The sequence below is a fragment of the Caballeronia sp. dw_19 genome (assembly GCF_018449515.1).
Classification (GTDB): domain Bacteria; phylum Pseudomonadota; class Gammaproteobacteria; order Burkholderiales; family Burkholderiaceae; genus Caballeronia.
Genome location: NZ_JAAVUQ010000003.1, coordinates 249,826 through 270,718 on the forward strand (window position 1 = coordinate 249,826; position 20,893 = coordinate 270,718).

The window sequence follows — 20,893 nt, forward strand, 5'->3', positions numbered from 1 at the left end:
GACGAAAACCTGGAGCGATGGATGAGACGCGATGAGCAAGCTGCCGACGCGGCCGGTTCCCGTGCGGCGGTTCTGTAGCCTGCCCATAACGGAGCGAGCGCTGCTCGACGGTCCCTTTGCCACGGAACCACGCAGCACATCAAGTGCACCGGGAATCCGACAATTGACCCTCCCGGCGAGGTAATGAAAAAAGCCGGCTGTGACGTGCACAAGCCGGCTTTTTCGATGAAGCGATCACGTTGCTACTGCTGGATCACCCCGTATTACGCAACCCCGCCGCAATCCCGTTGATCGTCAAATGAATCCCGCGCCCCAGCCGCACGTTGTCATCCCCCGCTCGATGGCGTTTCAGCAACTCCACCTGCAGGTGATTCAGCGGATCCAAATACGGGAAGCGGTTTTTAATCGACCGGGCGAGCAGCGGGTTATTCGCCAGCCGTTCGCTGTTCCCCGTGATCTCCGACAACACATTCGACGTCCGCTCCCATTCCGCCACGATCCGGCCGAACACATGCTTGCGGAGCTTTTTATCGGTGACGAGCTGCGCGTAACGTGATGCCACCGCAATGTCCGTCTTCGCCAGCACCATGTCCATGTTCGACAGCAAATTCGCGAAGAACGGCCAGGTCTTGTGCATCTTCTTGAGCGTGGCAAGACGCTTGGTGCGCTCGGCTGCATCCGGCGACGCATCGAGAAAACCGGTCACCGCGCTGCCGAAGCCATACCAGCCCGTGAGAAGCAAACGGCATTGGCCCCACGAGAAGCCCCACGGAATCGCACGCAGATCTTCGATCTTGCGCTGCTTCGGATCCTGCAGTTTCCGCGATGCCGGTCGGCTGCCAATGTTCAACTCTGCAATCTCCGAAATCGGCGTCGATTCGAAGAAATACTCCTTGAAGCCGGGTGTTTCATAGACCAACGCGCGATACGCGGCCATCGCCGAATCCGACAGCGTCTGCATGGTGGCTTCGAACAGCGGCAACTGCGCCGGCGTGTTCTCGTGCGGCAACAGCGATGCTTCGAGCGTAGCGGCAACCACGAGCTCGAGATTGCGCCGCCCGATCTCCGCATTGCCGAACTTGCTCGCGATCACTTCGCCTTGCTCGGTCGTGCGGATCTGGCCATCGACGGTACCCGGCGGTTGCGACAAGATCGCCTGATAGGTCGGACCGCCTCCGCGACCGACCGTACCCCCACGGCCATGAAAGAGCCGCAGCGTGGTCTTGTGCTGCTTGAACAAAGCCACCAGCGCCAGTTCTGCCCGGTACAGCTCCCAGTTCGACGTGAGAAAACCGCCGTCCTTGTTGCTGTCCGAGTAACCGAGCATCACTTCCTGCTCGCCGCCTTGCAGTTCGACCAGCTTGTCCACGCCCGGCAGCGCGAAAAAATCGCCCATGATGTGCGGCGCATTGCGCAAGTCGGCGATGGTTTCGAACAGCGGAATCACCATCAGCCCGTCGTGCGCGGGGTCTTTGGCATGTCCCAGCCGCCCGTGCAGCAAGCCCGTTTCCTTCTGCAGCAACATCACTTCCAGCAAGTCGCTGACCGTTTCCGTGTGCGAAATGATGTAGTTGCGCACCGCGCGCGTACCGAATTTCTCGCGCGTCACGCGTGCCGTTTCCAGCACGCCGAGTTCGCTCTTGGCGAGATCGGAGTAATCGAAATAGGGCAGGCGCAGCGGCCGTGGTTGTGCAAGTTCGCTCAGCAGCAACGCGATCTTGTCGGCTTCCGGCAGCGCGGCGTAATCGTCCTGGACGCCCGCCCGCGCGAGCAATTCCGCGATCACCGCTTCGTGGATATCGGAGCTTTGACGCAAGTCGATGCTCGCCAGATGGAAGCCGAACACTTCTGCGGCGCGCGCCAGCGGCGACAAGCGCGGCGCCGACAAATATTCGCCGTGATGCGCCGCCAGCGATTCGATCAGCACATTCAGATCGGCTGCAAATTCCGCCGCCGATGCATACGGTTTCGCTGGATGGCGGCTGCGCGCCGCGACCAGGCCGCGTCCGAGCCGCTCGTCGGCGCTCGCCACTAACCGCGCATACACGCCAATCAACGCGCGCCGGTAAGGTTCATCGATACGATGCGGCGACGCGTCCGGCGACGCATCGGCGAGCGTCTTCAGCGCATCGCTCGCGCCGGCCAGCAAATGCGACACCGACAACTCCGCGCCCAGCTTGTGCACCTGCTCAAGATAATGTTCGAAGATCACCGTGGCCTGACGCGTGATGGCGTGCACGAGCGTAGGCGCGGTGACGTTCGGATTGCCGTCGCGATCCCCGCCGATCCAGCTCCCCATTTGCAGGAACGGCGGCAGGCGCGCGGGCAGGCCGTGTTCGGTCAGCGCGGCTTCAATGTCGGCGTAAAGCGCGGGGATTTCTTCGAGAAACGTCGTGTGGTAATACGAGAGCGCGTTTTCGATTTCATCGGCAACGCTCAGCCGGGCCTCGCGCAGCATCCGCGTTTGCCAGAGCGACGTGACGCGCGAGCGCAGCATCGCCTCGTTGTGCGCCCGTTCGCGCGCGGTCAGTTCCTGATCGCGCTCGGCCAAGAGCCGCGCGACTTCGTGCTGCGCATCCAGGATGCTCTTGCGCGAGACTTCGGTCGGGTGGGCGGTGAGGACCGGAACGATAAGCGCGTCATCGAAAAATTTTTGCAGCGTAGCTTTCGCCGACTTCGCATTCGGACTCGCCTTCAGGCGTTCGATGGCATAGGCCATGGTGCCGGGCTGCGGGGTGGAACCAGCGAGCGCGTGAATCCGACGGCGCCGGTTGTGATGCCGGTCCTCCGCGATATTCGCAAGATGCGAGAAGTAGCTGAACGCGCGCACGACGCTCACCGTCTGCTCGGGCGAGAGCGATTTCAAGCGCTTTTCCAGCGTCTGCGATGCCTCGTTGTCTTCCTCGCGACGAAACTTCACAGCCGTCTGACGAATCGTTTCCACGACATCGAATACCTCGTCGCCTTCCTGCTCGCGCACCACGTCGCCGAGCAGGCGGCCGAGATAGCGGATGTCCTCAAAAAGCGGCTGGTCCTTGTTGTCGCGCGTGCGCGAGGGGGCTTTGCCGTTCTTCACAGTCTTCGCGGACGCAGGCGCAGGCGTGGCTGCAGCGCGGCCGTTGACCACACGTTTAGTTGTCCCAGTTGCAGCCTTTTTCACGGGCGCGGCGGTTTTGGACGCTTTGCTGGCAGTAACGGTAGCGGTGGCCGTGCGGCTACGAACGGTGGGCGCCGTGGCAGGCGCAGCGGAAGAAGCATCCTTCGATACAGCGTTGCGGCGGGGGCGGGCATTGCGCGCCGATCCGGGAGACGTCACGTTGAATTCCTCTTGAAAGCCAGAGACAGGATACCGGGGTGGCCGGGCGCCAGAAAACACGAAAGGGCGCGAGACCGCCTGCCGGTGCGACGTTCGACTGCTTTGCCATGCCTTACTACACCGTAGCGGATGAAACCCGAGATTGCGAAGGCGCCCTACCGCGGCCACACGATAAAATGCGTGCCCCGGCGATGCCGCGCGATGCGGCACACCCTTGCTGTCTCCGTCCTGCCGCCTCGCTCGAAGCCCGCGCCGTGGCGTTCGGGCGCGGGGTCCGACTGTAATTGGGCCATGGCGTGCGTGCTACCATTGTTTGTTATCCATCCCGTCATTCGATTGACTTTGCAATGAACTCCGAGACGCCTTCCACGCCACCGCCCGACACTCTGGTCATTGCCTCGCGGGAAAGCCGTCTAGCCATGTGGCAGGCTGAGCACGTGCGGTTTGCGCTGCACAAATTATATCCATCTTGCGACGTCAAAATCCTGGGAATGACGACACGCGGCGACCAGATTCTCGACCGGACCTTATCGAAGGTCGGCGGCAAGGGCCTGTTCGTCAAGGAACTGGAAGCCGCGCTGGCCGACGGCCGCGCCGACCTGGCCGTGCATTCGCTGAAAGACGTGCCCATGGAACTGCCTGATGGCTTCACGCTGAGCACGATCCTTGAGCGCGAAGATCCCCGCGACGCCTTCGTCTCGCCGCACTATGCGTCGCTCTCGGAACTGCCTGAAGGCAGCATCGTGGGGACCTCCAGCCTGCGCCGCGAAGCCATGTTGCGCATGCAGTTCCCTCATCTCGACGTCCGTCCGTTGCGCGGCAATCTCGATACCCGGCTTGGCAAACTTGATCGTGGTGACTACGCCGCGATCATTCTTGCCGCCGCCGGCTTGAAACGCCTCGGCCTCGAATCACGGATTCGCCAGAGCTTGCCGGTCGAAATCAGCTTGCCCGCAGCAGGACAGGGCGCGCTGGGTATCGAGATCCGCGCCGGCCGCGACAATCTTGCCGCGTGGCTCGCGCCCTTGCACCATGAAGCGACAGCGGCTGCTGTCGAAGCTGAACGGATGGTGTCGCGCTCGCTCGGCGGCAGTTGCGAAGTGCCGCTTGCCGCGTATGCCGATTGGCGCGACGGCGTGCTGCATTTGCGCGGCTGTGTATCGACGGTCGATGGCACGCGGGTCCTGCGCGCCGAAGGCTCGGCACAGGCCGCTGACGTACAGGCCGCGCTGGATCTCGGCAGTCGCGTGTCGGCCGAACTCGAAGCGCAGGGCGCAATGGATATCGTCCGTGAGTTGAGCACCGCGAGCGGCGCGCATATTCCTCCCGCTCCTCTCGCTGCGTCGCCTGCCGACTGATGGCGAGCGCTCAAGGATCTGCCCATTCATCGGCGCAAGGGCCAACGCAATCGCCAACGCAGCCGCCAACCCAACGACCCGCTGTTGTCGTCACGCGTCCTTTGGGCCAATCGGCCGTGCTGCTGCCGCTGCTGGAGCGCGCCGGTTTCGAGCCAATTGAGTTTCCGCTCATCGATATCGGCCCGGTGGCCGATGCCGCGCCGCTGCACGCCGCGCTCGGCGAACTTTACGCACCCGCGCCGCTTGGCTTTGCGCTGGTCGTGTTTGTATCGCCGAACGCGGTCGATCACGCGTTTGCCGCGCTCAGTTCAGCGTGGCCTTCGCAGATACCCATTGGCGTAGTCGGCCCCGGCAGCGTGGCTGCGCTCGCCCGGCAAGGCGTAGCGCAGCCGGCTTATACGATCATCAGCCCGCTTATCAGTCCAGCGCCCGGCGCAACGGCAACGGCGACAACAACGGCGTCGCAAACGGACCCCCGTTACGATTCCGAGGCGTTGTTTGCGGCTATCGAAGTGCATTTCGGCCTCCGCGGTCTCAAGGACAAACGCATCTTGATCGTGCGCGGCGATGGCGGCCGTGAATGGCTGGCGGACGCGCTCAGCGCAGCGGGTGCGAAAGTGGAGAAGGTCGCGGCGTACCGGCGGATCGTGCCGGAACCGTCCATGCGCGACTGGGAACGCATCCATGCATTGCTCGCCGGCGTTCCGCACGCGTGGCTGCTGACAAGCTCGGAAGGCGTGCGCAATCTTGAAGAGCTTGCCCGCGAACATCTCACCGTCGATGAAACCCTTACGCTCAAGCACGCGCCGCTCGTGAGCCCGCATCCGCGTATTGCCGAAGCCGCGCGGCAAGCGGGTTTTGATACGATTACGGTGTCCGGCGCTGGCGACGAGCGTATCGTGCAGGCGCTCACGGGCATCTTCGCCGCGGCAACGGAAAGAACGGAACAGACCGCGGAACAATCGAAACCCGAACAAGAACCCGGCGCGCAGGTTGCAAAAGCGCAGGAACATGGATACAAGGCCTCGACGGCAGCGCCGTTCAGCCAATCCAGTCAAACCAACCAGGAGTCCGCGCCGACGGATTCCAGGCCGGCTTCAACGCCGGCTCACCAACCGGCTCAATCACGCATGACTGATTCGATCGATTCAAGTAAAACCGCCCCGAAATCCGCTACGTCGACGCCGCCCCCGGCGTCGAACCCGCCGAACACACCGTTCACGCCCTACGAGTCTCAGCCGAAACAGCGTGGCGGCGGCGCGGGCACTGCGCTGCTGTGGCTGGTGCTGCTGATTGTCGTGGTGGTCGCGGGCGTGGGCGGTTTCATGCTCAACCGCAAGTTCGATCAGCGCGACGCGCAATTCGCGCAACGCCTGCAAGCGAATGACACGCAAACGGCCGCGTTGCGAGCCCAGGCAGACCAGGCCGCCAGTTCCGTGCAGGCGCTCAACACGCAGATCATCCAGTTCCAGGGCAAACTCACCGACGCACAGGCGCAAAGCCAGGCGCTGCAACAGCAATACCAGGATCTGGCGAGCAATCGCGACGACTGGACGCTTGCCGAAGTCGAGCAGATCCTCTCCAGCGCGAGCCAGCAGTTGCAGCTCACCGGCAACGTCCAGCTCGCGCTGTTTGCACTGCAAAGCGCGGACACGCGCCTGGCCGCGACCACGGGTCCGCAGATCGTGACGATCCGCAAGGCCATCGCGCAGGACATGGACAAGCTGCACGCAACGCCGTCCACCGACCTCACCGGGCTGGCCATCAAGCTCGATACGGCCATCGATCAGATCGACTCCCTGCCGTTGGCGGGCGAAGCGCCGATCACGCCAGCCACCGCCCACGCCGATACTCCGCGCAATACCGCCTCCATCGCAGCCGCGACGGGCCAGCCTGTTTGGAAAGTGTGGCTGGAGCAGGTTGCCAGCGGGATCGGGCAGCAGTTGTCGAGCCTTGTGTCGGTGCGTCGCATCGATAACGCCGACGCCATGCTCGCATCGCCGGATCAAGGTTATTTTGTGCGCGAAAACGTGAAGCTGCGTTTGTTGTCGGCGCGCTTGTCGCTGCTGTCGCGCAGTGAACCCGCGCTCAAGTCGGATCTTCACGCTGCGGACACGGCGCTCGGCCGGTATTTCGATCAGTCGTCGGGCAAGGTCAAGGCGGTTCGTGCGCTCTTGCAGCAAGTCGATCAGGCGTCGCTCGCGGTCACCGTGCCCGACCTGAACGCGAGTCTCGCGGCGGTTCACCAGTTCAAGCGAGGCGGATGATGACGATGCGCGGACTCATCTGGTTTGTACTGCTGTTCGCGGCAGCGGCGGGCCTGGCGCTCGTCGGTGTCTTCGACGGCGGGCAAGTGCTGCTGGTCATGCCGCCGTATCGGGTGGATATATCGCTGAATCTGTTCGTGGTGGCGCTGGTCGTGTCGTTCATCGTGATCTACGCCGTGCTTCGCGCCATTCGCAGCGTGCTGAAAATGCCGCAGCGGGTGTCGGCGTACCGGACCCGCTCGCGGCTCGCGAAGGCCAATGCCGCGTTGCGCGATGCCATCGGCCATTTGTATGCGGGACGTTTTTCCAAGGCGGAGAAGTCCGCACGCGATTCCCTTATCGCCGATGAAAACGCCGGTGCTGCTGGGTTGATCGGCGCCAAGGCGGCGCACGAGATGAACGAGTACGCACGTCGCGACGAATGGCTCGCCAAGGTGCAGGGCAGCGACTGGCAGGACGCGCGTCTGATGGCCACCGCCGACATGCGCGCCGATGGCCGCGACGCGGACGGCGCGCTGGTCGCGTTGACCGAGATGCAGGCGCAGGGCGGCCGGCGCCTGTACGCACAGCAGATTGCGTTGCGCGCGCAGCAGCAGTTGAAGAACTGGGGCGAAGTGCTGAAGCTGGTCAAGACGCTGGAGAAACGCGAGGCGCTGCATCCGGCGGTCGCGGTGCGTTTGCGTCAGGTCGCAGCGGAAAATCTGCTGCGTGATCGGCGGCATAACCCGGACGCGTTGCTGGAGTTCTGGCAGTCGTTATCGGCGACTGAGCGGCAATCGCCTCGTCTTGCTGACCTTGCCGCCGAATTGCTGATTGCACTCGATAGAAGGAACGACGCGCGCAAGATCGTGGAAGAAGCGTTGAATCACAACTGGGACGCGCGGCTGTTGCGGCGTTATCCGGATTGTGCGTCGCCGGGCGATGCATTGCCGTTGATCCAGCGGGCCGAAGCCTGGCACAAGGAACGCACCGAAGACGCGGATCTGTTGTTCACGCTCGGGCGCTTGTGCCTGCATCAGCAGTTGTGGGGCAAGGCGCAGGCGTTCCTGGAATCGGCGTTGAAGCTCGCGGACAACGAACCGTTGAAGATTCGTACGCATCGGGCGCTGGCCCGTTTGCATGAGCAACTCGGCGATAGCGAAAAGGCGAGTCTGCATTATCGCGAGAGCGCGCTGGCCATGAACGTGGTTTGAGTTTTTACCGGCTTTAAAGAAACCGCGGGCTTCTTTCGTTTTCGTTTTCGTATTCGAAAGAAGCCCGCGGTTTTTTATTGCGGCATCGAGAGGCGGTGAACCGCGTTGGTCTTACATGCCGCCGCGCCCAGACTGCTCTTCGCGTAACTTGCGACCAGATCGAGCGTCGGGTAATGGCCGGCCTTCGCCTTCAATGTCTCGCGCTGCGAGTTCGCTACGGCCAGTTGAGCACGACCTGATAGTTCGCGTCGCGTGCCGTATCGATCCATTGCTGCATGTCGGCCGGAACGGGCGGCGGCAGCGTCACACCGCGCGCGAGGCCATCCACCCCGGGTCGCCAGATGCCCGACGATCTGCTCCAGCGCCGCCAGCTTCACTCAAGGTCGTTCTGCGCGCAATTTCCTGCGGGATCGCCTGATCGTATTTGGCCTGGGCTTCGTTGGTATCGGTGAGTGCGGGGTAAAACGAGAATACTAAAGCGGCCGGATCAGTACGTCGGCACGGCCGGATCGACCTGACGCGACCATGCGTCGATACCGCCGAACAGGTTGAATACCTGCGTAAAGCCGCGCGACTCCAGGAACATGCCGACTTGCGCGCTACGGGCGCCGTGGTGGCAGATGCAGACGATCTGCGCTTCGTCGTCCAGTTCTTCGCTGCGCGCCGGGATATCGCGCATCGGGATGGCGACAATATTGGCAAGCCTGGCGGTTTCGATTTCCCACGGTTCGCGGACGTCGAGCAGGAGAGGGGCGGGACGCGATGTATCGGCGAGCCATTCGGCCAGTTCGGGTGCGGACAGATTTTGCATGGGATTCCGGTGAAAGTGGTCAGCGACAGCGAGCCGGCCGGCCCGCTGGTGCTACCCGCACAAACAAAGGTGCAGCGTGCAACTTGACGCTTCGGACTCGCCCCAGTAACGCGAGTCCGAGCGTGAAACCAGGTCGTGTCAGAACTTGAAGCGCGACGGTTGCACGGCGTTCTTGAGCGGCGGGATCAGCGTTTCGAAAATATCGGCGACGCGGAATTGCTTTTCGTCCACGCGCGTAATGATTTGCGCCTTCATGACTGGCGCGCCGCCGACAAACGCCGCCAGCCGGCCGCCGATCTTCAACTGATCGAGGAATTCCTGCGGCATGACCGGCAGGCCGCCCGACACGCAGATCACGTCGTAGGTTTCGCCTTCTTTCCAGCCGCGTGCGCCGTCGCCGAGCTCGACCTGCGCATTCGACACGCCGTTCGCCGTCAGGTTTTCTGCGGCCAGCTTCGCGAGTTCGGGCTCGATTTCGACGGTGGTGACCGACCGGCCACGTGCGGCGAGCAACGCCGCCATGTAACCCGATCCGGCGCCGATCTCAAGCACGACTTCGTGCTTTTTCACGGCCAGTTCCTGCAATACCCGCGCTTCGACTCGCGGAAACAGCATGTGTTGGCCGGCGGGCAGCGGAATCTCGAGATCCGCGAACGCGATGTTGCGATACGCGGCCGGAACGAAATTTTCACGCTTGACGATCGACAGCAGGTTCAGGACGTCCTGGTCCAGCACATCCCAGGGACGGATTTGCTGTTCGATCATGTTGAAACGCGCTTGCTCGATATTCATGTTCAGTCTGCGGGTCGATCGACCGTTGGGGTGGAGTTGACGTAACGAGTTGATGTAAATGCGACGCCGGAATAAGGCGAAAATCGAGGACAGATTGTAGCAAATAGCCGGCGGCCTTCGCTCGCGTGTGTGGGCGGGGCTGTGGCCGCGCATTTGCCGTAACGCTCCTGCGGCCTCGGATCAGTGCGGCAAGCGCACGTCCAGCTTGAGCGTGACCAGCCGTGCGAACAATGTAAACCCGGTCGATACCAGCACGTTGTACACCCCTTCCAGCCCCAGCCAGTCGAGTCCGAGATACAGCCAGCAACCCGCGAACGCGCAGACCGCATACGGGCGCGAATCGCGCAGGATCAGCGGCACCTCGTTGCACAGCACGTCCCGCATGATGCCGCCGAACACCCCCGTCACCACGCCCATCATGGCCGCCGTGAACGCGGGCATCTCCGCATCGAGCGCAATCGACGTCCCGGAAATGCTGAACAGGCCCAGTCCGATGGCGTCTGCAATCAGCAGCGCGCGTTGATCGAACAGGCGTGTGGTCGTGCGCAGCAGGAAAGGTGCAAAAATCGCCATGATGAAGATGACGATCACGTAATCCTGGTGCTGGACCCAGTAAAACGGCCGGCGTGACAGCAGCACATCGCGTATCGTGCCGCCGCCAAAAGCGGTGGCGAGCGCGACCAGAAAGGCCCCGACGGCATCCAGCCGGCGCTTTCTCGCTTCGATCAACCCGGAAATCGCATACGCGAAGATCGCGAACGCCTCCATGATGGAGATGGCCAGTGTGAGCCTCGGATGCACGGTTACGGCCCCTTTCGCTGGTCGCGCCGGTGGTCGGAATCGTGAATCCGGTGGTCCCGGTCTTGCGGATGACTGTGATGCTGCGATGAGGTGCCGGGCTGCAGCAGCACGAGCACGGCACCGGCGCCGCCGTCATGAGGCCGCGCCTGACAGAATGCGATCACTTCCTCTTTCTGCACGAGCCACGCGCGCACTTTGCCTTTGAGGACTGGTTCGCGTCCGATCGACCCCAGTCCCTTGCCGTGAATCACGCGCAAGCAGCGCAGCCCGCGTTTCACCGATTCACGGATAAATTCCGACAGCGCCTCGCGCGCTTCCTCGCGCCGCATGCCGTGCAGGTCGAGTTGCGCCTGCACGATCCATGCGCCGCGCCGGAGCTTGCGCACCACTTCCTGGCGCACGCCGTGGCGGCAGTAGGAGAGGGAGTCGTCTGTATCGAGCAGGCTTTCGGGATCGTATTCGTCGGAGAGCGCTTCGTGCAGGACGGCCTCTTCATCCAGGCGCGTCTGCAACGGCAGCGGCGACGGCGGCACGCGCGGCAGCGGCATGCGGGGCGGCACTTTCAACGGCGCTACTTCACCGATCGAACGACGGAATACATCCGCATCCGCCACGGCTTCGCGCTCGGCCGCCACGGCCGCGGCGCGCTGGATCTTGCGTTTGGCCGCAGCGGCCTCGAGGGAGCTGCGCAACGCGCCGAGCCCGGCGAGGCCATCGCGTTTCAACACCGCCGACAATTCTTCCGGCGTCGGCGCAGCGGCCTTGGGCGGAGCGGTGGCCGTGCCCGGCACGGCGTCGCGCTGGCGTTTCAGCTTGGGTTCGTTCGGATGGGGCAGGTTCTTGGGCATTACACGGCAGAAGAAGATGCACGGCGGCAGAACACGGTTCACGCCGCTTTCGGAAACCCTTTTTAACATGGGAAGAGGAAAAATCGGCGCGGAGGGCGTTTTCTTACTCGTTTTCAGTCGCCTTCAATCGACTCCAACCGCGCTCAAATGAAAACGCCGGCCGATCCAAGGGATCGCGACCGGCGTTTCTTTGTACCCGGCATACCCGTACGGGCAATACCGAGTCGTGTTCAAGCGGCGCGCAAATTCGTGTTAATCGGGCGCCGCCTCTCCCGCCGCTTACCGTTCCGCTTCGGCGCTCATCGAGTGCACGGCGGGATTTTCGTCGATACTTTCAAGATAACGCTGCGCATCGAGTGCGGCCATACAGCCCGTGCCAGCGCTGGTGACTGCCTGGCGATAGATGTGATCCTGCACGTCGCCGGCGGCGAACACGCCCGGAATGCTCGTGCCTGTCGCGTTGCCTTGCAGGCCGCCGTGCGTGATGATGTAGCCGTTTTTCATCTCGAGCTGGCCAACGAACAGGTCCGTATTCGGCTTGTGGCCGATCGCGACAAACACGCCTTGCAGCGGTACGTCGCTGGTCGTGCCCGTTTCGGTGCATTTGATGCGCAAGCCCGTCACGCCGGAAGCATCACCCGTGACTTCATCCAGCACGTGGTTCCACTTGATGTCGACCAGGCCTTCTTTTTCCTTCGCGAGCAAGCGGTCGATCAGGATCGGCTCGGCACGGAACTTGTCGCGCCGATGAACCACCGTCACCTTCTTCGCGATACCCGCCAGGTACAACGCCTCTTCCACGGCGGTGTTGCCGCCGCCGATCACGGCTACTTCACCGTTCTTGTAGAAGAAACCATCGCACGTCGCGCAAGCGGACACGCCCTTGCCCATGAACGCTTCCTCCGAAGGCACGCCGAGATATTGTGCCGAGGCACCCGTCGCAATGATCAGCGAGTCGCAGGTGTACTCGCCCGAGTCGCCGATCAGGCGGATAGGCCGTTCGGTCAGCTTGGCGGTGTGGATGTGATCGAAGACAATTTCAGTGTTGAAGCGCTCGGCGTGATCCAGCAAACGCTGCATCAGCTCCGGACCTTGCACGCCCATTGCGTCGCCGGGCCAGTTTTCGACGTCGGTAGTGGTCATGAGCTGACCGCCCTGCGCCAGGCCCGTGATAAGCAACGGCGACAGGTTGGCACGCGCCGCGTAGACAGCGGCGGTGTAGCCGGCGGGGCCGGAACCGAGAATCAGCACTTTTGCGTGTTTGGGCGAAGACATGAGAGCAATCCGTTGTGGTTAGGGCCGAACCGTTGATCCGCATTGATCCGCGGTGATCGATGAACGATTCATATCGGCTTGAGCACGCGGACCGTGGAAAGTCGCTTATGGCGGCTAACCGCTTGCCGCGCACCGTTGCCGATGACCTGTAGTTAGGTGCGAGTTCGCCATTATAAAGGGGGTAAAGAACGCTCGCCGAGTGATCCTTTTAATCGCGGCCATAGCACGCTGCAGGGCTTGCAGCGTGTAACGCGTGTGTTACAGGGTGAAACTGCAGACCATTTTTGCTCGATCATCGCAACGCAGCGTTTACAATGCGTCATTAAACCTGTCGACCTGCTGCACGCCGTGCGGCGGGTCAGAAAGCCTTACGGATCAATGGCAAAAGCTACCTATTCTGCAAGCGCCCAGGCATTGCCGCACCGCATGTCGCGCCTTTTCACCGAGATTCGATGGATCTTGCAGGTCGCGCTCGGCGTGTTCCTGCTCATGGCGCTGGTGAGCTACAGCCGCCACGATCCAAGCTGGACCCACGCCGCGCAAGTCGACCAGATCGCCAACTGGGCGGGCCGCGTGGGCGCGTGGACAGCAGACATCCTGCTGCTTTTGTTCGGGCTGTCGGCCTATTGGTGGGTCGTGCTGCTGGTGCGGCGGATCATCGCGAATTATCGGCGGATCACGAATCACGAAGCGGCTGACGCCGACGACTCGCCATCGAAAGATCGCACGTGGCTGGCCGAGGCGTTCGCGTTCGTGCTGGTGCTGGCCGCAAGCGACGGCATTGAAGCGCTGCGGATGTGGTCGCTCAAGGTGCAGGTGCCGCGGGCGCCGGGCGGCGTGATTGGCGAGGCGGTTGCGCACGGGGTTTCCCATGCGCTCGGTTTCACCGGCGCTACGTTGTTCCTGCTGGTCGCGCTGGCGATCGGTTTGTCGCTGTATTTCAACTTCTCATGGTTGTCCGTCTGCGAAAAAACCGGTGACGCCATCATGGCTACCATCACCGGCGCGAGAATGCGCCGTGAGGCGGGCCGGGACCGCAAGCTGGGTGAGGTGGCGGCCGAGAAGCGCGAAGGCAAGGTGGTGCGCGGGCGCGTGAAGATCGAGGAGCAGGAGCCGGTGATGATCGTGCCTCCGGTCGCAGCGGCCAAATCGGCGCGTGTGGAGAAGGAAAAGCAGGTGCCGCTTTTCACCGATCTTCCCGGCGACTCCACGCTGCCGCCGCTGGCTCTGCTCGACGCCGCGCCGGAAGTGAAGGAAACCATTTCCGCCGATACACTCGAATACACGTCGCGGCTGATCGAGAAAAAGCTGAAGGATTTCGGCGTGGAAGTGGCCGTGGTTGCCGCGTACCCGGGTCCGGTCGTGACGCGCTACGAAATCGAGCCGGCAACGGGAGTGAAGGGCTCGCAGATCGTCGGGCTGGCGAAGGATCTGGCGCGCTCGTTGTCGCTGGTCTCCATTCGCGTGGTCGAGACCATTCCGGGCAAGAATTTCATGGCGCTGGAACTCCCGAATCAGCGCCGCCAGACTGTGCGCTTATCCGAGATTCTCGGTTCGCAGGTTTATGCCGATGCCGCTTCGCCTTTGACCATGGGTCTGGGCAAGGATATTGGCGGTAAGCCGATATGCGCCGACCTCGCGAAAATGCCCCACTTGCTGGTGGCGGGCACCACGGGCTCGGGCAAGTCGGTGGGGATCAACGCAATGATCCTGTCGCTGTTGTACAAAGCCACCGCCGACGAAGTACGCATGATCCTCATCGACCCGAAGATGCTCGAAATGAGCGTCTACGAAGGCATTCCGCATCTGCTTTGTCCGGTCGTCACCGACATGCGGCAGGCCGGCAACGCGCTCAACTGGGCGGTGGCCGAGATGGAACGCCGCTACAAGCTGATGAGCAAGATGGGCGTGCGTAATCTTGCGGGCTTCAACAACAAGATCGACGAAGCCACCAAGCGCGACGAGAAGATCCCGAATCCGTTCAGCCTGACGCCGGATGAACCGGAACCGCTTAACCGCTTGCCGACCATCGTGGTCGTAATCGACGAACTCGCCGACCTGATGATGGTGGTCGGCAAGAAGGTGGAAGAGCTGATCGCGCGGATCGCGCAGAAAGCGCGCGCCGCCGGGATTCACCTGATTCTCGCCACGCAGCGGCCATCGGTGGACGTGATCACCGGTTTGATCAAGGCCAACGTGCCCACGCGGATGGCGTTCCAGGTGTCGTCGAAGATCGATTCGCGGACCATCCTCGACCAGCAAGGCGCGGAATCGCTGCTCGGCATGGGCGACATGCTTTATCTGCCGCCGGGCTCGGGATTGCCCGTGCGTGTGCATGGCGCGTTTGTTTCGGATGAAGAAGTGCATCGCGTGGTGGCCAAGCTGAAGGAGCACGGCGAGCCGAACTACATCGAGGGCATTCTTGAAGGCGGCGTGCTGGGCGATGGCGAGGACGGTGCGCCAGGCGGCGCGGGCGCGGGCGGAGAAGGCGAAGCCGATCCGCTCTACGACCAGGCCGTCGAAATCGTTATCAAGAACCGCCGCGCGTCGATCTCGCTTGTGCAGCGGCATCTGCGGATCGGTTATAACCGGGCAGCACGACTGCTCGAACAAATGGAAAATTCGGGGCTCGTTTCGTCGATGTCCTCGAACGGCAATCGAGAAATCCTCACGCCGGCGCGTGAAGCCGAATAAGGTTATCTGGAGAGTTTTTATATGCAGTCAGTTTTGGGATCGACTTTGAGATCGGCCATGAAACATCAAAGCCGGACAATAAAAGCCGTTGTTTTCGGCGTTTCCATGTTGCTGGCGTCGCAGGCTTTCGCAAGCGGTACCGAGCAATTGAAGGCGTTTATCGCGCAGGTTCACGCGGCGCATGGCAACTTTGTCCAGCGTGAGGTGAAGGCGCCGAGTAAGGCCGCTGCATCGGCTACGCAGGGCATGGCGTCGCGGCTTGGCGGCACGTCGAGCGGCACGTCGAGCGGCACGTTCACGTTCGCGCGGCCGGGCAAGTTCATCTGGTCGTACGACAAACCCTACGCGCAAGTGCTGCAGGCTGACGGCGACAAGCTCTACGTCTACGATAAAGACCTGAACCAGGTCACGATCCGCCCGCTGGGCAATGCTCTAGGCGCGAGTCCGGCTGCGATTCTCTTCGGCAGCAATGACCTCGACAAGAATTTCACGTCGCGCGATGCGGGCGTGAAGGATGGCATCGACTGGCTGGAACTGACGCCGAAAGCACAGGACACGCAATTCCAGCAGGTTGGTATCGGCTTCAAGAACGGCAATCTCGAAGCGATGGAATTGCATGACGTGTTCGGCAATGTCACCTTGCTGACGTTCTCGAATATCGAGAAAAATCCGCCGCTGAAAGCCGATCAGTTCAAGTTCATCGTGCCGAAGGGCGCGGATGTGATCAACGGGTAATGTAGTGCAGCTTGTTCGGGATAGGCTGCTCAGTCGGGCTTAGCACGCAAACTCAGCCAGCGAACTCAGCAAGCGGGCGAGGGGATCTGACGGTCCTCACGCCCGAATCGCTCGCCTATGTCGCTGGTGAGCTCATCGCGTGAATTTCCGCCCGAGTCACCGCCCGACCTACCGCCTAAGTCGCCGACGACCGTTGTTGCTCCCGGCGCCCGGACACTAACGCCAGATAAGCCAGCGCGCCGACCACGAGTGCCGGCAGCGTCGCGCCGAGATTCGGCAACCACTGGTTGATCGCGTGATACGCCGCGATTCCCAACGCCCACGCAATAAACCCGCTCACGTGCCAACCGCCCGAGAACCCGTAGGGTCCGCGCGGATCGGTGAGCGCGGCGATTTCAACGCGACGTTTTCTCACGATAAAGTGATCCACCAGCACCACGCCAAATAGCGGCGCGAACACCGAACCGATCAGCAGCAGGAAGTTCTGATATTTGCCCATCTGCACGAGCAGCGCGATCAGCGTGCACAACGCGCCGAACGCCGCCGACAGCAACGGCACGCTCGCCTTCGCCCAGAACGTGCCGGTGGAAACGGCGGCCGAGTGGATATCGGCGAAAGCGTTGTCGATTTCATCGATGAGAATCAGCAGTAGCGCAATCCCGCCCGCAGCCTGAGCCAGCGCGACGGTCAGCAGCGCATCGCCGCCGCCGGCCGCGAGGCCGTAGAACGCGCCGAGCGCATAGAACCAGATGTTCGCGATCCCGTATCCGAACAGCGTGCCGCGGAACGTGCCGCCCGCGCTGCGCCCGAAACGCGTGTAATCCGCGATCAACGGCAACCACGACAGCGGCATCGCGACCACCAGGTCGATACCCGCACCGAACGGCATATCACCCGTGCCGGGGCGGTTCATCAGCGCGCCAAAGTCTTGTTTCGACAGCAGATTCCACGTCAGCCAGCCCGCGCCCCCGAGCAGCAGCCAGATTCCCCACGTGCGCAAGAAGCGCCGGACGAAGGACAACGGTCCGGTGATCGCGAGCGTTGTCGCCAGCACGCCGAAGATCAAGGTCCAGATCAGCGGCATGGAGAGGCCGAATGATTGTTTGGCGAGGGCATCGGCGGAATCGCGCATCACGATGATTTCGAACGAGCCCCAGCCGACCAGTTGCACCGCGTTGATGACTGCGGGCACGGACGCACCGCGCAGTCCCAGTGTTGGGCGCAGCGACGACATGGCGGCCAGGCCCGTATCCGTGCCGACCACGCCGGCGAGGGCCAGCAAGACCACGCCGATCACCGTGCCGATCACAATGGCCGCAAGCGCATGCGGCAGCGACATGCCCGGTACGAGCAGTGCGCCGGCCTGCGCCACCAGCAAGCCGATGCCGAGTGAAAACCACAACGCGAAGGCGTCCGATGTGCCGAACGCGCGGCGCGCGGCGGGGACCGGCAGAAGCGGCGCGTAAGTCGATGTGCCGGTTTCGCCGCTCGCGCCTGTTGTGTTCTCCTTCATGTTCCCTTGTCCCATTCGCGTTTCGTCCTTATCTGTAGGGCTTGGCCCGGTTCATGCGCGTTTCTTCGGTTCGTCCGCGGCTGTCATAATCACCGTTGCGGCTCGATTCGCTTTTTTCGAGGCGAAACGTTCATTTTGACGCAGCGGCGGCGTCCGTCTCGAAAAGCGCACGATTATCGCTGTCTTTGCCCAAATTGCACCACCAGACCTATCCGGAAACCTCCAGAGCGCCATGTTCGAAGAAAACCGTGCCAATGTTCCGCTTGCCGAGCGTCTGCGTCCTCGCACTATCGACGAGGTCATCGGCCAGAAACACCTGCTCGGCGTCAGCAAGCCGTTGCGTGTCGCCTTCGAGTCCGGCGAAGCGCATTCCATGATCCTCTGGGGGCCGCCGGGCGTGGGTAAGACCACGCTCGCGCGCTTGATGGCGGCGGCGTTTCACGCTGAATTCATCTCGCTGTCGGCGGTGCTGTCGGGCGTGAAGGACATTCGGGAGGCGGTCGAACTGGCGCAGATTCATCGGGCGAACGGGCATCAGACGCTGGTGTTTGTCGACGAAGTGCATCGATTCAACAAGAGCCAGCAAGACGCATTCTTGCCGCATGTGGAGTCGGGCCTGTTCGTGTTCGTGGGCGCGACGACCGAGAATCCGTCGTTCGAGGTGAACAGCGCGTTGCTGTCGCGGGCGGCCGTTTATGTGCTGAAAAGTCTCGAAGCGAGCGAGCTCACCGAGTTGCTGGACCGGGCGCAAGGCGAACTGGGCGGCTTCACGTTCACCGACGACGCTCGCGACGCGTTGATCGGTTCCGCCGATGGCGACGGCCGCAAGCTGCTCAACAATCTCGAGATCGTTGCGCGAGCGGCGGCGCAGCAGAAGTCGACGCATATCGACGGGGCGTTGCTGGGCAGCGCGCTTGCCGAGAATTTGCGTCGTTTCGACAAGGGTGGCGACGCGTTCTATGACCAGATCAGCGCGTTGCACAAGTCGGTGCGCGGCAGTAATCCGGACGCGACGCTTTACTGGTTTTGTCGAATGCTGGATGGCGGCGCCGATCCGCGTTATCTGGCGCGGCGTATCGTGCGCATGGCATGGGAAGACATCGGTCTCGCCGATCCGCGCGCGGGGCGGATTGCGCTCGATGCCGCCGAAACCTACGAGCGCCTGGGTACGCCCGAAGGTGAGCTGGCGCTGGCGCAGGCGCTGATTTATCTGGCGGTCGCGCCGAAATCCAACGCGGGCTACAAGGCCTATAACGAGGCGCGCCAGTTTGTCGGCAAGGATCAGTCGCGCGGGGTGCCGGTGCACTTGCGCAACGCGCCGACGAAGCTGATGAAGGAGTTGGGCTACGGGCATGAATACCGTTATGCCCACGATGAACCCGACGCGTTCGCGGCAGGGGAAACGTACCTGCCGGACGGCATGCGCGATCCGCACTGGTACGAGCCGACGCCGCGCGGGTTGGAAGGCAAGATCGGCGAGAAGATGGCAAGGCTGGCCGAGATGGACGCGCAATGGCGGCGCGAGAACAAAGGCGAGAAGAAGTGATCGTGGTCCTGTGCCGCGGTATTGCTGATGAATACCGTAACGACTAATTTCGAGACAGGTTTTTCTGGAACGGAAAACGCCCCGAACTTTAGTCCCAACGGCTAACCCGGCCAAAGCGCGACAATAACCCTTCGGTGCTGAGCTAAAATCGCGGATTCGCACCTACTAAGAACCAGCCCTGCCATGCTCGACATTCAACTTCTGCGCAAAGACCCCGACGCCGTCGCCCAGCGCCTGGCCCAACGCGGCTACACCCTCGACATCGCTGCGTTCGCGGCACTGGAAATTGAACGTCGCGAGATCCAGACGCGGACCGAAGAACTGCAGATGCGGCGCAATACGTTGTCGAAGCAGATCGGTGCAATGAAAGGCCGCGGCGAAGACACTGCTGCGGTGATGGCGGAAGTGGGCGGAATTGGCGACACCATGAAAGCGTCGTCGGCACAACTCGACGACATCCAGAAACGCCTCTCCGACCTGATGCTCGGCGTACCGAACCTGCCGCACGAAAGCGTGCCGGTTGGCCGCGACGAGACCGAAAACGTGGAACTGCGCCGCTGGGGAACGCCGCGTTCGTTCGATTTCGAGGTCAAGGATCACGTCGATGTAGGCGCACCGCTCGGCCTTGATTTCGAGACTGGCGCCAAGCTGTCCGGCGCGCGTTTCACGCTGCTGCGCGGGCAGATCGCGCGACTGCATCGCGCGCTTGCCCAGTTCATGATCGACACCCACACCGAGCAGCACGGCTACACGGAGGCGTACACGCCGTATATCGTGAATCCGGAGATTCTGGTCGGAACGGGACAGTTGCCCAAATTCGCGGACGACATGTTTCGGGTGGAGAAGGGCGGCGAAGAAAACACGGTCACGCAATATCTGATTTCAACGTCCGAGATTTCGCTGACGAACACGGTGCGCGAAAGCATTCTCGAGGCTGCTGCGTTGCCGGTGAAGCTCACCGCGCATTCACCCTGTTTCCGGTCCGAAGCGGGTTCGTACGGTCGCGATACGCGTGGCCTGATCCGCCAGCATCAGTTCGATAAAGTGGAAATGGTGCAGGTCGTGTCACCCGAAAAATCGTACGACACGCTCGACGAAATGGTCGGCCACGCCGAAGCAATCCTGCAGAAGCTCGAACTGCCGTATCGCGTGATCACGCTGTGCACCGGTGACATGGGATTTTCGGCGTCGAAGACATTCGACCTGGAAGTCTGGCTGCCGGCGCAGAACACCTATCGCGAGATATCAAGCTGCTCGAACACGGAAGCATTCCAGGCTCGCCGGATGCAGGCGCGGTTCCGCAATGCACAGGGCAAGCCCGAATTTGTTCATACGCTGAACGGGTCGGGACTGGCGGTGGGGCGCACGCTCGTTGCGGTGCTTGAGAACTTCCAGAATGCGGATGGATCGGTGACGGTGCCGGCCGTATTGCGGCCGTACATGCGTGGCGTGGAAAAGCTGGAAGTGGTGGGATCGGAATAAGCGGCGCAATGAGTCGGTGTGTTGTAACCGGCTCACGAAAAGGGGTTGGAAATCGATTCCGAGTCGTCTATAATCTTTCTCTTCGCTGAGCATCGACCCGTTCAGCGAAGGCCGCAAAGAGCAGTAACAGGCACTAAAGCGGTTGCAGTAAATGGAAAGGTGGCAGAGTGGTCGAATGCGCTGGACTCGAAATCCAGTGTACGTTTAGGCGTACCGTGAGTTCGAATCTCACCCTTTCCGCCAAATTCAAAAACCCCCGCTG

Annotated in this window: 15 protein-coding genes and 1 tRNA gene; 8 read left to right on the plus strand and 8 right to left on the minus strand. The window is 62.2% G+C overall.

Features of this window, described 5'->3' with window-relative positions; translation table 11 throughout:
• Nucleotides 1–253 precede the first annotated feature (253 nt).
• Nucleotides 254–3,316 carry a phosphoenolpyruvate carboxylase gene (gene ppc, locus HB376_RS05900; protein WP_213762495.1) on the minus strand — a complete coding sequence of 1,021 codons (3,063 nt, stop codon included), beginning with the start codon at nt 3,314–3,316 and terminating at the stop codon, nt 254–256.
• Between the two features lie 347 nt (nt 3,317–3,663).
• On the opposite strand from ppc, the gene hemC reads away from it, so the two are divergent.
• The 3 genes from hemC (at nt 3,664) to HB376_RS05915 (ending at nt 8,134) form a co-directional block, all read left to right on the plus strand.
• Complete coding sequence (gene hemC, locus HB376_RS05905) at nt 3,664–4,674, plus strand: hydroxymethylbilane synthase (RefSeq protein ID WP_213762496.1); 1,011 nt, start codon at nt 3,664–3,666, stop codon at nt 4,672–4,674.
• A gap of 101 nt (nt 4,675–4,775) precedes the next feature.
• Nucleotides 4,776–6,941, plus strand: coding sequence for a fused uroporphyrinogen-III synthase HemD/membrane protein HemX (gene hemDX / locus HB376_RS05910; protein WP_255631174.1), 2,166 nt, complete (start codon nt 4,776–4,778; stop codon nt 6,939–6,941).
• Nucleotides 6,941–8,134, plus strand: coding sequence for a heme biosynthesis protein HemY (locus HB376_RS05915; RefSeq protein WP_213762646.1), 1,194 nt, complete (start codon nt 6,941–6,943; stop codon nt 8,132–8,134). The genes hemDX and HB376_RS05915 overlap by 1 nt, the downstream gene beginning before the upstream one ends.
• A gap of 74 nt (nt 8,135–8,208) precedes the next feature.
• Here HB376_RS05915 and HB376_RS05920 read toward each other — a convergent pair whose 3' ends face one another.
• The 6 genes from HB376_RS05920 to trxB form a co-directional block, all read right to left on the minus strand.
• On the minus strand, nt 8,209–8,511 hold the full coding sequence (locus tag HB376_RS05920; RefSeq protein WP_213762498.1) for a hypothetical protein: 303 nt from the start codon (nt 8,509–8,511) through the stop codon (nt 8,209–8,211).
• 110 nt (nt 8,512–8,621) lie between these two features.
• On the minus strand, nt 8,622–8,945 hold the full coding sequence (locus tag HB376_RS05925; protein ID WP_213762499.1) for a rhodanese-like domain-containing protein: 324 nt from the start codon (nt 8,943–8,945) through the stop codon (nt 8,622–8,624).
• A 138-nt stretch (nt 8,946–9,083) separates the two neighbouring features.
• Nucleotides 9,084–9,737 (minus strand): protein-L-isoaspartate O-methyltransferase, encoded by a 654-nt coding sequence (locus HB376_RS05930; protein WP_213762500.1) that lies wholly within the window; start codon nt 9,735–9,737, stop codon nt 9,084–9,086.
• Nucleotides 9,738–9,917: 180 nt separating this feature from the next.
• Nucleotides 9,918–10,538, minus strand: coding sequence for a TRIC cation channel family protein (locus tag HB376_RS05935; RefSeq protein ID WP_213762501.1), 621 nt, complete (start codon nt 10,536–10,538; stop codon nt 9,918–9,920).
• A 2-nt stretch (nt 10,539–10,540) separates the two neighbouring features.
• Nucleotides 10,541–11,386: a Smr/MutS family protein gene (locus HB376_RS05940; protein ID WP_213762647.1), complete on the minus strand. Its 846-nt coding sequence runs from the start codon at nt 11,384–11,386 to the stop codon at nt 10,541–10,543.
• 279 nt (nt 11,387–11,665) lie between these two features.
• The gene (gene trxB / locus HB376_RS05945; RefSeq protein ID WP_213762502.1) at nt 11,666–12,661 is read right to left on the minus strand and encodes a thioredoxin-disulfide reductase; all 996 of its coding nucleotides are present in this window, start codon (nt 12,659–12,661) and stop codon (nt 11,666–11,668) included.
• Nucleotides 12,662–13,039: 378 nt separating this feature from the next.
• Here trxB and HB376_RS05950 point away from each other — a divergent pair, with 378 nt between their 5' ends.
• Complete coding sequence (locus tag HB376_RS05950) at nt 13,040–15,355, plus strand: DNA translocase FtsK (protein ID WP_213762503.1); 2,316 nt, start codon at nt 13,040–13,042, stop codon at nt 15,353–15,355.
• A 57-nt stretch (nt 15,356–15,412) separates the two neighbouring features.
• On the plus strand, nt 15,413–16,090 hold the full coding sequence (lolA, locus tag HB376_RS05955) for an outer membrane lipoprotein chaperone LolA (RefSeq protein ID WP_213762504.1): 678 nt from the start codon (nt 15,413–15,415) through the stop codon (nt 16,088–16,090).
• Between the two features lie 175 nt (nt 16,091–16,265).
• On the opposite strand, the gene cytX is transcribed toward lolA, so the two are convergent.
• A complete protein-coding gene (gene cytX / locus HB376_RS05960; protein ID WP_255631175.1) occupies nt 16,266–17,603 on the minus strand; it encodes a putative hydroxymethylpyrimidine transporter CytX in 1,338 nt (445 codons plus the stop codon).
• Nucleotides 17,604–17,835: 232 nt separating this feature from the next.
• On the opposite strand from cytX, the gene HB376_RS05965 reads away from it, so the two are divergent.
• The 3 genes from HB376_RS05965 to HB376_RS05975 all read left to right on the plus strand — a co-directional run bounded on the left by HB376_RS05965 (nt 17,836) and on the right by HB376_RS05975 (nt 20,874).
• The gene (locus HB376_RS05965; RefSeq protein WP_213762506.1) at nt 17,836–19,149 is read left to right on the plus strand and encodes a replication-associated recombination protein A; all 1,314 of its coding nucleotides are present in this window, start codon (nt 17,836–17,838) and stop codon (nt 19,147–19,149) included.
• Nucleotides 19,150–19,332: 183 nt separating this feature from the next.
• Nucleotides 19,333–20,631 (plus strand): serine--tRNA ligase, encoded by a 1,299-nt coding sequence (gene serS / locus HB376_RS05970; protein WP_213762507.1) that lies wholly within the window; start codon nt 19,333–19,335, stop codon nt 20,629–20,631.
• Nucleotides 20,632–20,784: 153 nt separating this feature from the next.
• Nucleotides 20,785–20,874 (plus strand) — tRNA-Ser (locus HB376_RS05975).
• The last annotated feature ends 19 nt before the right edge of the window (nt 20,875–20,893 follow it).

Coding starts and splice junctions, on each gene's coding strand:
- hemC (WP_213762496.1), top strand. CDS start 3,664: ATGAACTCCGAGACGCCTTCCACGCCACCGCCCGACACTCTGGTCATT.
- HB376_RS05915 (WP_213762646.1), top strand. CDS start 6,941: ATGACGATGCGCGGACTCATCTGGTTTGTACTGCTGTTCGCGGCAGCG.
- HB376_RS05925 (WP_213762499.1), bottom strand. CDS start 8,945: ATGCAAAATCTGTCCGCACCCGAACTGGCCGAATGGCTCGCCGATACA.
- HB376_RS05930 (WP_213762500.1), bottom strand. CDS start 9,737: ATGAATATCGAGCAAGCGCGTTTCAACATGATCGAACAGCAAATCCGT.
- HB376_RS05940 (WP_213762647.1), bottom strand. CDS start 11,386: ATGCCCAAGAACCTGCCCCATCCGAACGAACCCAAGCTGAAACGCCAG.
- trxB (WP_213762502.1), bottom strand. CDS start 12,661: ATGTCTTCGCCCAAACACGCAAAAGTGCTGATTCTCGGTTCCGGCCCC.
- HB376_RS05950 (WP_213762503.1), top strand. CDS start 13,040: ATGGCAAAAGCTACCTATTCTGCAAGCGCCCAGGCATTGCCGCACCGC.
- lolA (WP_213762504.1), top strand. CDS start 15,413: ATGAAACATCAAAGCCGGACAATAAAAGCCGTTGTTTTCGGCGTTTCC.
- cytX (WP_255631175.1), bottom strand. CDS start 17,603: ATGAAGGAGAACACAACAGGCGCGAGCGGCGAAACCGGCACATCGACT.
- HB376_RS05965 (WP_213762506.1), top strand. CDS start 17,836: ATGTTCGAAGAAAACCGTGCCAATGTTCCGCTTGCCGAGCGTCTGCGT.
- serS (WP_213762507.1), top strand. CDS start 19,333: ATGCTCGACATTCAACTTCTGCGCAAAGACCCCGACGCCGTCGCCCAG.